This is a genomic window from Shewanella pealeana ATCC 700345, assembly GCF_000018285.1.
Classification (GTDB): domain Bacteria; phylum Pseudomonadota; class Gammaproteobacteria; order Enterobacterales; family Shewanellaceae; genus Shewanella; species Shewanella pealeana.
This window is the reverse complement of record NC_009901.1, coordinates 386807-399434: the sequence shown is the minus strand read 5'-3', so window position 1 is coordinate 399434 and position 12628 is coordinate 386807. Positions and strand designations below refer to the sequence as shown.

The following is a 12628-nucleotide window of genomic DNA, read 5'->3' as shown; positions in this document are numbered from 1 at the left end:
GCATAGCGCTCAGTAGAAAGCCCTTAAAACTAAGCCAATACTTCTTCTAATGCCTTAAGGCATAAAGCCACATTTTCGCGCCTTGCACCAAAGCCCATCAAGCCGATGCGCCACGCCTTACCCGAAAGCGCACCAAGACCCGCACCTATCTCAAGGTTATAGTTCTCTAGCAGCTGCTTTCTGATCTTAGCGTCATCGATCCCCTCAGGAATATAAACCGCATTTAATTGAGGTAAACGACACGCTTCAGCTACCACAAACTTAAGCCCTAGACGTTGCAAACCATGTCGCAACACTTGGTGCATATCGGCATGGCGCTGCCAAGCAAGCTCTAGCCCTTCAGCCGCCAATAAACGCAGTGACTCATGCAGTGCATAGAGGGCATTGACTGGCGCGGTATGATGGTAGCTGCGCTTGCCATCACTCGATGCATCCCAATAACCCATGACTAGAGTTTGATCCAAGAACCAACTCTGCACAGGTGTTTTACGCGCCTTTAACTTGGCAACCGCGGCAGGAGAGAAGGAAACAGGTGATAAGCCTGGCACGCAAGATAAGCACTTCTGGCTACCTGAGTAAATCGCATCAATACCCCATTCATCCACCAGCAACTCGACGCCACCTAAAGAGGTCACAGCATCGACTATCGATAAGCAGTCATGCTGCTTGGCTAGTGCACATAAGGCTTTAGCATCTGATAGAGCACCCGTTGATGTTTCAGCATGCACAAATGCCAGAAATTTTGCATCAGGATTAGCCGCCAATGCGCTAGCAACTTGGTCGGTATCGACCGCCTCACCCCATTCGTTATCCACCACGACTGCAACGCCGCCAACACGCTCAACGTTCTGGCGCATACGCTCACCGAACACGCCATTACGGCAAACAATGACTTTCTCACCCGGTTCAACCAGATTCACAAAGCAGGTTTCCATACCGGCACTACCAGGGGCCGAAACCGCCATGGTCATCTCGTTGTTGGTCTGGAAGGCATATTGGATCAACGCTTTAAGCTCATCCATCATCTCGACAAATAGTGGGTCAAGGTGGCCAATTGTTGGCTTGGCTTGCGCCGCCAGCACCTCAGGATAAACATCTGAGGGGCCTGGACCCATCAAAATTCTACGTGGGGGACTAAAAGGCTCAATAAAAGGTGCGGGTAACATGATATTTCCTCTAAAACTGGACGCTTGGTATTAGGTTAAAGTTCGACTGCCGCCATGCTGCTATAACGAAAATATCATTAAGCCCCTACGTGTTAGTCAGCCTGTGGTGAAATATTATTATTCTATTTATTGTTTATCGAAGCGATAAGTTGGCCAAAGCTCGCAGTATAAAAAACCAACTTAATCTCATACTACAAAAGAAGCTCTGGTAGTATCAAGCAGATAGCTTATAAATCTTGTATCGACTTTAGTAAAACTCAAGAAGATCGCAGATAAAAAAAGGCAGCATCGAAAATCTCTGCTGCCCACTTTAAACGACTAACTTAGCTATACCGCCTAATTACGGTTATCCAAGAAAAGCTGATAAGCCGGGCTATCAGTTTCCTCTTGATAGACAAAACCTAACTCAGTTAAAAACTGTTTAAACGCCAAATTATCGCTTTCTGGCACCTCAAATCCTGCCAATACTCGGCCGTAGGCTGCGCCATGATTACGATAATGAAATAGGCTGATATTCCACTTACTCTGCAAGGTGGTTAAAAACTTAAGCAGTGCGCCAGGGTGCTCAGGGAACTCAAAGCTAAACAAACGCTCCTCAAGTGGCTCTGGCGGCTGACCACCCACCATGTAACGCACATGCAATTTGGCAGTTTCATCATTAGACAGGTCTTGCACATCAAAACCTTCAGACTCCAGCTTGGCGATAATCCCATCGAGCTCACTTTGCCCCTGAGTCAAACGAATTCCCGCAAATACCACCGCCTTATCACGGCTACAGAAACGGTAGTTAAATTCGGTCATCGCTCGCTTGTCTAGCAGCTCACAAAAGCGCAGAAACACGCCAGGGCGCTCTGGTACTTTCACCGCCAAAATCGCTTCTTTCTGCTCACCGAGTTCACAGCGTTCAGACACATAGCGCAGGCTATGAAAGTTCACGTTAGCGCCACTCAAAATAGCACCGACTTTCTCACCGTTACCGTTACTGCCGATATACTTCTTCAGCCCTGCTAGCGACAATGCTCCAGACGGCTCGGCAATGGCGCGAGTGTCTTCGAAGATATCTTTCACCGCGGCGCAGATTTCATCTGAGGTCACGGTGATCACATCATCGACGTACTCACGAGCTAATCTAAAAGGCTCGGCGCCTATCTGTTTAACCGCCACACCATCGGCAAACAAGCCAACTTGCGGCAATATCACTCGCTCACCGGCATCCAGTGCAGCCTTTAAACAGGCTGAGTCTTCCGGCTCGACACCAATAATCTTCACCTGTGGCATGACCGCTTTATAGTAAGCCGCAACCCCTGCAATCAAGCCGCCACCGCCCACAGGCACAAAGACCACCTCAAGATCGCGCTGCTGCTGCAACATCTCTTGCGCCACCGTGCCTTGCCCTGCAATCACAGCTTCATCATCGAATGGCGCCACATAGACTCGACCTTCATTCTTCGCAAGAGTTTGGGCATAAGCATTAGCCTGATCGAACGCTTGGCCATGAAGTACCACTTCACCACCTAAACGCCTAACCGCATCCACCTTAATGTCAGGAGTGGTCTCTGGCATCACAATAACCGCGCTAATACCACGAGCTGACGCCGACATAGCAACGCCTTGAGCATGGTTGCCCGCCGAGGCGCACACCACGCCACATTCACATTCCTCTTTAGTCAATTCGGCTATCTTGTTGTAAGCACCGCGCAGCTTGAAAGAGTGTACAGGCTGCATATCTTCACGTTTTAAAAATACCTGACAGCCTAAGCGCGCAGACAGTTTATTAAGGCTGGAAAGCGGCGTAACTTTTGCCACATCATAAACCGATGACAGCAAAGTTTTCTGCAGATAATAGTGAGCCAAATCCAGTTGCGATTGTGATGCTAGAGCCAACATAAACTACCTCTTAATCCCGTTAAATCGATTAAACTAGCTTGCTAGTATCACGCACCGCGCCCTTATCGGCACTGGTCGCTAATAATGCGTAGGCTTTAAGTGCCATAGATACGTGTCTTACTCGCCCAAGGGGCTTCCACGCATCATTACCAAGTGCTTCCATTGCAGTGCGACGCGCCGCTAACTCAACATCACTGATTGCTAGCTTGATTGAACGTGCAGGGATATCAATTTCGATACGATCGCCCGTTTGCACTAGACCGATAGTGCCACCCGCAGCAGCTTCTGGAGAAACATGACCTATCGACAAGCCTGAAGTACCACCCGAGAAGCGCCCATCGGTGATCAATGCGCATTGAGTACCTAAGCCACGTGATTTCAAGTAACTCGTTGGGTAAAGCATCTCTTGCATGCCTGGGCCACCTTTAGGGCCTTCGTAGCGAATAACCACCACATCGCCAGCCACCACTTCACCACCCAAAATGCCCGCCACCGCATCATCTTGACTCTCGTACACTCGAGCGCTACCGATAAAGGTGTGATTTTCTACCTCTACGCCAGCAGTCTTAACGATACAACCATCAACGGCCACGTTACCCGATAACACGGCAAGCCCGCCCTCTTGGCTAAAGGCAAATTCACGGCTACGGATACAACCTTGCTGACGGTCATCATCGACGCTGTCCCAGCGGCAATCCTGACTAAAGGCCTTGGTAGTTGGAATACCAGCAGGGCCTGCAGAGAAGAATTTACGCACAGCGGCGTCATCACTCTGTGCGATATCGTATTTTGCCAATACTGCGGCAAGGTTTTCACCCGCTACGTGGTAGGCGTCGTTATGCAGTAAGTTAGCTCGGTCTAGCTCACCTAGAATCCCCATTACACCACCAGCGCGGTGGACATCTTCCATATGGTATTTAGGCGTTGCCGGAGCCACCTTACAAAGGTGCGGTACAAGGCGCGACAGACGGTCGATATCATCCATGGTGAAATCGACTTCAGCTTCTTGCGCTGCTGCAAGTAAATGCAGCACGGTATTGCTTGATCCGCCCATGGCGATATCTAGCGTCATGGCATTTTCAAACGCCTTGAAGTTAGCGATATTACGTGGCAATGCTGACTCGTCATCATGCTTATAATAACGAGTGGCTAAATCCATGATGCGACGACCCGCTTCGAGGAAGAGTTCGCGACGATCGGCGTGGGTGGCCAGCATAGATCCGTTACCCGGCAGTGAAAGGCCTAGTGCTTCGGTCAAGCAGTTCATCGAGTTAGCAGTAAACATACCCGAACATGAGCCACAAGTTGGGCAGGCGCTGCGCTCAATCTGCTCGCTATCGGCATCGGATACGCGCTCATCGGCGCCGGCCACCATGGCATCGACTAAGTCCAGCTTAATTAACTTATCAGACAGCTTAGTTTTACCCGCTTCCATCGGGCCACCTGAGACAAAGATGACAGGGATATTCAGTCTAAGTGAGGCCATGAGCATGCCAGGGGTGATCTTATCGCAGTTAGAAATACACACTAGTGCATCGGCACAGTGGGCATTGACCATATACTCCACACTATCTGCAATCAGCTCGCGCGATGGTAAGCTATAAAGCATACCGCCGTGTCCCATAGCGATACCGTCATCCACTGCAATGGTATTAAATTCTTTAGCAATGCCGCCCGCTTCCTCGATCGCTCCCGCCACCAAAGACCCCATATCTTTCAGGTGAACGTGCCCCGGCACAAACTGAGTGAACGAGTTTGAAATTGCGATAATCGGCTTACCGAAGTCGTTATCTTTCACACCTGTTGCACGCCATAGCGCACGCGCTCCCGCCATGTTACGGCCTTCGGTACTGGTTGCTGAACGTAGTTTTGGCATTGCATTATCCTTGTTTAAAAGAAGGTTCTTGGATTTTTAGGACCTAGGTCCTAAAAACCTGTCACAACCTTCAATTTTAATTCTATGTTCTGAGATATCGTTCTCAGCTATTGTGTTTAGTCTTAATCTTTTCCGGCCTTGCCGTCAGCGAAGCGTTCGTCTCTGCTTGTGCTTTCCTAGGACCTTTCTTAGCTTTTCCTAGAACCTAGGACCTTGCACCTGCTTTAGCTTTCCAAAGTCTCCAACCAACCCCATTTATCCTCGGTTTCACCAGTAAACAGGCCGAAGAAACTCTGTTGAATTTCTTTAGTGATCTCACCGCGCTTGCCACTGCCGACTTCGATGCGATCAACACTGCGCACTGGCACAATCTCAGCAGCGGTGCCCGTCATAAAGATCTCATCGGCAAGGTAGAGAAATTCACGTGACATTGGCTCTTCAACTACTTGATAACCTTTGTCTCGTGCAAGGGTGATAATGCTGTCTCGAGTTAGCCCCATCAGAATAGCGGCTGTAGCAGGTGGTGTGTAGATCTTGTTCTTTTTAATGACAAAAATATTTGCACCGGCTGCTTCGCTGACTAAACCGTTAGTGTCCAGCGCGATACCTTCATCGAAGCCGTTACGCTTAGCTTCGGTAGAGATCTGCAGTGAAGACAGGTAATTACCGCCCGCTTTAGCGCCAGTAGGGATAGTGTTCGGCGCTAAGCGATTCCATGAGGTCACTGCCACATCCACTCCGGCATCCATGCTGTCTTCCCCTAGATAAGCTCCCCAAGGGAATGCTGCAACCAGCAAGTCACACTGAGCATCTTTTGGCGGGGTGATCCCCATACCCACATCACCATAAAAAGCTAAGGGGCGGATGTAGGCACTTTTTAAGCTATTACCGAGAGTGGCATCACGACAGGCCTGCATCACCTCATCGAAGCTATAAGGAATTGGCATACGATAAATCTTGGCCGAATCAAACAGGCGCTGAACGTGCTCAGTTAAGCGAAACCCGGCAGGACCGCTGTGGGTATCGTAAACACGAATGCCTTCAAATACTGACGTGCCATAGTGCAGCGCGTGAGACATGACATGAACCTTAGCATCACCCCAAGGCATCATTGCACCATTGAACCAAATTAACTCTGCTGTTTTAGCGGCCATTTTCTCACCCTTTTTGTTGTACTAATTCTGCTGTGGGACTGCTTAACAACACTCGGCAGTCAATCACATCGATAAGCTTATTGATTTGATTAGTTAGCAAGCCGATTTCACGCTCGCTGTGCACCAGCATGTCGATGCTAGTGCTGTTATTGCTATTGAGCTGCATGCTCAAGTTAGCGACCTTAAATCCACGATGACGAACAACGCGTAGCACGCGCTCTAACACTTCTGGTCTTTGCTGCACGTTTAACGCTAATGAGTAATTGTTCATATTCTTGCTCTCCATCTGGTGTTATCGCTAATGCTTCAGTGCTTTAATTCTGTGTTTCAAACTCAAAGCCGAGACGATTAAGTTTGCTTATCCATCTCTTCCATCATGTCTTGATTCGATGCCCCTGGCGGCACTAGCGGCCACACGTTATGGGCATCATCTATCGACACATGCAGTAAAAATGGTCCTTGGCTATTAAGCATTTCATCTAAGCCCGCCTCTACATCGCAGGCCTTATAGATATTGCGCCCTGGGATATCGAACGCCGACGCCATCTTGACGAAATCAGGGTTATCGGAAAGGTCTGTCTCGCTATAACGCTCTTCAAAAAACAGCTGCTGCCATTGCTTGACCATGCCCAGCTTTTGGTTATCGACAAGTAAGATTTTTACCGGTAAGCGCTTACGCTTTATGGTGGTCAGCTCCTGTACATTCATCATAAAAGAGCCATCGCCAGAGACAACTACAACACATGCATCTGGGCGTGCAACCTTGGCGCCGATGGCCGCTGGTAAGCCAAAGCCCATGGTGCCAAGGCCTGCACTCGATAGGTGATCTTCCGGGCGATTAAAGAACATATGCTGGGCAACCCACATCTGGTGCTGGCCGACATCACAAGCTACAACACTGTCTTGGGGTAACTTATGAGCAAGACGATTCAGCATGGCTGGCGCATAGATAAGCTCACCGGGACGGTCATAACGCCATTGAAATTCCTGCTTCATCTGTGCAACCTTGGCTTGCCATGGCGCAAATTGCTCGCCCAAGTTTTGAGTTAACGCAGGAAGGATCTGGCGTAGATCGCCAGCTATGGCCACTTCAGGTAGACGTAGTTTGCCTAGCTCTGCGGCATCGATATCTAAGTGGATCACCTTGGCATTTTCGGCGAAGCTAGCTAGACGGCCTGTCACCCTATCATCAAATCGCGCGCCAACAACAATCAACAAGTCGCACTCTTGCACTGCTAAGTTAGCCGCCTTTGAGCCATGCATACCTAGCATGCCTAAGTAGCCCGGCGTATCGATAGTGATTGAGCCTAGCCCTTTCAATGTCGCAACCGATGGAATGCCTGTCACCTTGATAAAGTCTCGTAGCTGATCCACCGCACTTGCCATGCCAACACCGCCGCCCACATAGAGCATAGGCTGCTTAGCTTGGCTGATAAGCTCGCGGGCATCATTTATTTGCTCTGGCGTATGCTCTGGCTCTTGCGTCACCGCCTGCAGTGGCGTCTTATATTCCAGCATGGCGATTTGCACATCTTTTGGGATATCGACCAGAACAGGACCTGGACGCCCAGATGCGGCAATCTCGAATGCTTTATAGAGAGTAGGAACTAACTCATCGACATGGGTCACCATAAAGCTGTGCTTAGTACACGATAACGACATGCCTAGAACATCGACCTCTTGGAAGGCGTCGGTACCAATAACGGCGGTAGATACTTGGCCTGTGATGGCTACAACGGGAACAGAATCTAGCAGGGCATCGGCAAGTGAGGTCACTAAGTTAGTAGCACCTGGGCCGGAAGTCGCAAAACACACTCCAGTTTGGCCACTGGCTCTGGCGTAACCCACAGCTGCAAATGCAGCACCTTGCTCATGACGACTGAGAAGATGTTCTACCGGGCTACCATAGAGTGCGTCATAGATAGGCATAATCGCCCCCCCAGGATAACCAAATACTGTGGTTACACCGTGTGCGGCAATCGCTTTTATGACGGCATCAGCGCCTCGTATCATCTGCCCAGCTTCCATTTGACTCTGATCCATTTGCCCTCGTTCCATATATCCGCGCTCCGCTACCATTCACTTATTTCATAATGACTTAGATAAGAGTTATGCTTTATCTAGGTCCTTATACGAAAAAACCCCCGTTCCTTTCGGAGCGGGGGTTTTTGCAATCTTAAACCTAGATTAGGTGTGTCGATTCAATATGCGCAGCCCCCGCTGTGATTTAATAATCACGACGGTAATAATCACAATAATGAGCTGGGCAGCTTGGTTAAACATATTCGACTGGGTTCCTAATCAGATTCTTTGCTTAAATTCGGTGTCGCCTAAAAGCGATTATTAAGAAGTACCACAAAGCCTATAAAAAACACAATAAAAACTTTATAACATCAAAATTTATCATCTAGCCAGTGCCATTTAGGCCGCGGCCAGCAACAGAAATAAATGATGCTCTGCCTGACTTGATTACAGCTATTAAGGTGTTAATCGTTAATGAGTTATCTAAAATCGTGACGCTCTCAAGTTCCAAATCATCTAGCCTAGGTCTAAACAAAAACCTGTTTAGACCCGACTAAAATAGAAGCAAAATTACTTCTCTTCTACGATACGCTTCATTTCTGTCATGTAGCCACGTAGCTCTGCACCAATTTCTTCAACTGCAGTACCACGAATTGCTGCGTTAACCTCGATTAAACGTACGTTATCGACACCGTTGCTGGCATCTTGTAAGCCACCGCCTAGGTACTCTGCAGACATGTTCGCCACGTAATCTTTCAGTAGTGGCAGCGCCGCATGGTTGAATAGGTAACAGCCGTATTCTGCGGTATCAGAAATCACCACGTTCATCTCGTACAAACGCTTACGTGCAATGGTGTTAGCGATAAGTGGCGTCTCATGCAGTGACTCGTAGTAAGCCGACTCTTCGATGATGCCAGCGGCAACCATGGTATCGAAAGCAAGCTCAACACCGGCCTTGATCATTGCCACTAAGAAGATGCCTTTATCGAAATAAGCTTGCTCGTCGATATGCTCTTCACAACCCGGTGCATTTTCAAAACCCGTGTCGTTAGTTTCGCTGCGCCACTTAAGTAGATTCGCGTCATCGTTAGCCCAATCGGCCATCATGGTCTTAGAGAACTCACCACCTATGATGTCGTCCATATGCTTTTCAAACAGTGGCTTAAGGATAACTTTCAACTCTTCAGCCATATCAAATGCTTTGATCTTGGCAGGGTTTGATAGTCGATCCATCATATGAGTGATGCCGCCATGCTTCAGTGCTTCAGTCGTTGTCTCCCAGCCTTGCTGAATGAGCTTAGCCGCGTAACCTGGCTCAACACCGTCGGCTACTAGCTTCTCGTAACCTAGGATCGCACCCGTTTGCAGCATGCCGCAAAGGATAGTCTGCTCGCCCATTAGATCTGACTTCACTTCGGCAATGAAAGATGAATGCAATACACCAGCGCGATCGCCACCGGTAGCACTTGCGTAAGCCTTAGCGATATCGAAACCGTCACCCTTAGGGTCATTCTCTGGGTGAACCGCGATCAGTGTCGGCACGCCGAAACCACGCTTGTACTCTTCACGTACTTCAGTACCCGGACACTTAGGCGCTACCATGATAACCGTGATATCTGGGCGAACTTGCATGCCCTCTTCAACGATATTGAAACCGTGCGAGTAAGACAGCGTTGCACCTTGCTTCATTAACGGCATAACCGTGTTAACAGCATTAGTGTGTTGCTTGTCTGGCGTTAGGTTAAGCACGAGATCCGCATCTGGGATAAGCTCTTCGATAGTGCCAACGCGGAAACCGTTACCGGTTGCTTTCTGGTACGAATCACGTTTTTCGCTAATCGCCTGTTCACGCAATGCGAAAGAGATATTTAGACCTGAGTCACGCATATTCAAGCCTTGGTTAAGGCCTTGAGCGCCACAGCCAAGAATGACGATGTTCCAGCCTTTAATGAAGTTGCAGCCTTCGCTGAACTCGCTACGATCCATGAAGCGGCATTGAGCCAGCTGTTCCAATTGTTGACGCAAATTCAGAGAGTTAAAATAGTTAGCCATCTGATATACCACCTTGATTCTGGATTGTTATAAGGCTGACTCTTGCTCGAGTCACGCTGTGATGTAATCACTATAGCGCAAGCTTTTCATTGCTTAAAATGATATATTCGGGATGTAGTGTTGCATCTTTTGCAACACCAACTAAATTAATGCCGTTTTATCAAACATGGAGAACTCAGCTTGGATATCCGCACTATCAAGCTTTATCTGCATTTAGCAGACAGTTTGCACTTTGCTAGAACAGCACAGGCGATGCATGTCAGTCCATCGACCTTGAGCCGGACCATGCAGAGGCTGGAAGAGGAGGTTGGCGCGCAGCTGTTTCAACGTGACAACCGCAGCGTGACCTTGACCAGCGCCGGAGTCGAGTACCGACACTTTGCCGAGTCCACACTTGAGCAGTGGGGAAAGCTGAAAACCAAGCTAGATCCTAAGCAGGACTTTCTAAGAGGACGGCTCAACCTGTACTGCTCGGTAACCGCCGCCTACAGTCACCTCCCAGGATTGTTGGATCGTTTTAGACGTGAGCATCCATTAGTAGAAATCGCCCTCACCACGGGTGATGCAGCCAATGCGGTGAATGAAGTACGCAACAATCGCGCCGATATTGCCATCGCCGCCCTACCCGATCCGTTTCCCGATAACCTGCATTTTGCAAAAATAGATGATGTGCCGCTATCGATCATTGCGCCGACGTTTAGGTGTCAGGTGCAAGAGCTGCTTACTGAGTCTTATATTCCATGGGATAGACTGCCCTTTATCGTGCCGGAGCACGGTCCGGGTCGAAAACGTATCGATAACTGGTTTAAGTCATTGGGATTAATTCCCAATATTTATGCGCAAGTGTCTGGCCAAGAAGCCATAACCTCTATGGTGGCATTGGGCTGCGGCGTGAGCATTACCCCAGAGGTGGTGATTAATAACAGCCCAGTACGAGATCGCATTCAGCTACTCACATCGCCTATCGACATTCCGCCGTTTGAACTCGGCTGTTGTTGTAAGAGCAAACGCCTAGCCGAACCTGTTATAGAGGCATTTCTGCAGGCGATTTAATTCGTCTTTGAAGCTCGCGTTTATACGATCGAGATCCAGTCATGCAGAGCTAGGCTGGGTTCTTTTCTTTAAAAGCTATAAACCACGAAGCGCTCACTCCGTTTGCTACACAGAGGACACGAAGAAGAGAAAAAGCTCGGGATTGCTTTTCTTCGTGTCCTCTGTGGTCCATTCTTATCTTTTGAAATCTGTTGTGGCTAGTCTTTTCGATTATCACGAACACCATCGATAATCAGGTTACGCAGCCAGCTATGACTCGGGTCCAGATTAAAGTGTTTATGCCAAACAAGCACGTAGGCTCCGGGCTCGACATGCACCGGCACATCGAGGCATACCAAATCATAGTTGACCATCATCTGCTGAATGTATTTTCGTGGTGCGCACAAGATAAGATCGCTGTTTTCACAGAGATCCATTGCGCAATTAAAATCGGTCATGTTGACCGCTACATCACGCTGCAGGTGATCTAAGCGCAGCACATCATCGAGCAACCAATGCTCCAAGCCACCAAAGGCCACCTGCAGATGGCGGTACTTAAGAAAAGTGTCTATGTTCCAAGGCTCTTTTAGCGCAGGGTGATCACGTCTTAACAGGCATACAGGATAATCACGAATCAACTCTGCTGCGCCAAGTTCTTCCGGTAAGTTGTTCATGTGCAGTAAAGAGCGCTTATCCCACTCACGGCAGATGATGCCCATATCAATTTCACAGCGCAGCAGCTGTTCCATACTAGAATGCGACCAAGTATGGCCATTAATACTCACCTGCGGCGCCTGTTTTAGCAGTTTGGGCATAAAATAGGGGTAAGTCAGCGAATAAGCTGTTTCAACAATATGCATACGAAAACGTCGCTGACTCTCGGCGGGCTCAAAGGTGCTAGGACGGGTAAATTGATCTAGCTTTTGCAGTACCTCGCGAAGCTCTGGGGCTAACTGCAGAGCACGTGGGGTGGCTTTCAATCCATAGGCTGTGCGTTCAAATAGCTGGTCATCGAAGGTTTCTCTCAACTTACTCAGCTGTTTACTCACCGCTGACTGACTCAAATGCAATCTCGTCGCAGCGGAGGTGACACTCTGCTCTTCAAGCAGTACTTCTAACACTCTGAGTAAATTGAAATCTAACTGTTTCACAATAGGCCTTTGCAAATGACGCAAGTTATAGGTCATATCATAAAGGGTTTGCAAACATACGCTATCGGTATTCATTCTAACCGCGCTAATCCCCCCGCGTTAGTCTGTCTTTAGATAGCACCAATTAACAAACGACAAGCTTCTATTCACTAGACCAATGTAGATATATTTTGGGCTCATATAAAAATATTGCATATATTCAATGAAGAATATTTAGCCATAACACTACAATAGTTATCATCTATATATTAATGCTCTCAATCAGACTATAGAATAATTGTGACCAAA

General features: G+C 48.4%; 9 protein-coding genes. 1 reads left to right on the top strand and 8 read right to left on the bottom strand.

From position 1 onward, the window contains the following. Positions 1-29: 29 nt before the first annotated feature. The 7 genes from SPEA_RS01880 to ilvC all read right to left on the bottom strand — a co-directional run bounded on the left by SPEA_RS01880 (position 30) and on the right by ilvC (position 10157). Complete coding sequence (locus SPEA_RS01880) at positions 30-1166, bottom strand: pyridoxal-phosphate-dependent aminotransferase family protein (protein WP_012153619.1); 1137 nt, start codon at positions 1164-1166, stop codon at positions 30-32. A gap of 336 nt (positions 1167-1502) precedes the next feature. After that, the gene (ilvA, locus tag SPEA_RS01875; protein ID WP_012153618.1) at positions 1503-3053 is read right to left on the bottom strand and encodes a threonine ammonia-lyase, biosynthetic; all 1551 of its coding nucleotides are present in this window, start codon (positions 3051-3053) and stop codon (positions 1503-1505) included. A gap of 28 nt (positions 3054-3081) precedes the next feature. Next, the gene (ilvD, locus tag SPEA_RS01870; RefSeq protein WP_012153617.1) at positions 3082-4929 is read right to left on the bottom strand and encodes a dihydroxy-acid dehydratase; all 1848 of its coding nucleotides are present in this window, start codon (positions 4927-4929) and stop codon (positions 3082-3084) included. A gap of 224 nt (positions 4930-5153) precedes the next feature. Then, positions 5154-6083: a branched-chain amino acid transaminase gene (locus SPEA_RS01865; RefSeq protein ID WP_012153616.1), complete on the bottom strand. Its 930-nt coding sequence runs from the start codon at positions 6081-6083 to the stop codon at positions 5154-5156. 4 nt (positions 6084-6087) lie between these two features. Then, positions 6088-6354, bottom strand: a complete 267-nt coding sequence (gene ilvM / locus SPEA_RS01860) for an acetolactate synthase 2 small subunit (protein ID WP_012153615.1) — start codon at positions 6352-6354, stop codon at positions 6088-6090. A 77-nt stretch (positions 6355-6431) separates the two neighbouring features. Continuing rightward, positions 6432-8111, bottom strand: coding sequence for an acetolactate synthase 2 catalytic subunit (gene ilvG / locus SPEA_RS01855; protein ID WP_041411222.1), 1680 nt, complete (start codon positions 8109-8111; stop codon positions 6432-6434). Between the two features lie 564 nt (positions 8112-8675). Continuing rightward, the gene (ilvC, locus tag SPEA_RS01850; protein WP_012153613.1) at positions 8676-10157 is read right to left on the bottom strand and encodes a ketol-acid reductoisomerase; all 1482 of its coding nucleotides are present in this window, start codon (positions 10155-10157) and stop codon (positions 8676-8678) included. A gap of 180 nt (positions 10158-10337) precedes the next feature. On the opposite strand from ilvC, the gene ilvY reads away from it, so the two are divergent. Beyond that, entirely contained in the window at positions 10338-11210 is an 873-nt protein-coding gene (gene ilvY, locus SPEA_RS01845; protein ID WP_012153612.1) for an HTH-type transcriptional activator IlvY, read from the top strand. Positions 11211-11407: 197 nt separating this feature from the next. Here the strand turns inward: ilvY and SPEA_RS01840 are convergent, their stop codons facing one another. Continuing rightward, the gene (locus tag SPEA_RS01840; RefSeq protein ID WP_041411221.1) at positions 11408-12343 is read right to left on the bottom strand and encodes a LysR family transcriptional regulator; all 936 of its coding nucleotides are present in this window, start codon (positions 12341-12343) and stop codon (positions 11408-11410) included. Between the last annotated feature and the right edge of the window lie 285 nt (positions 12344-12628).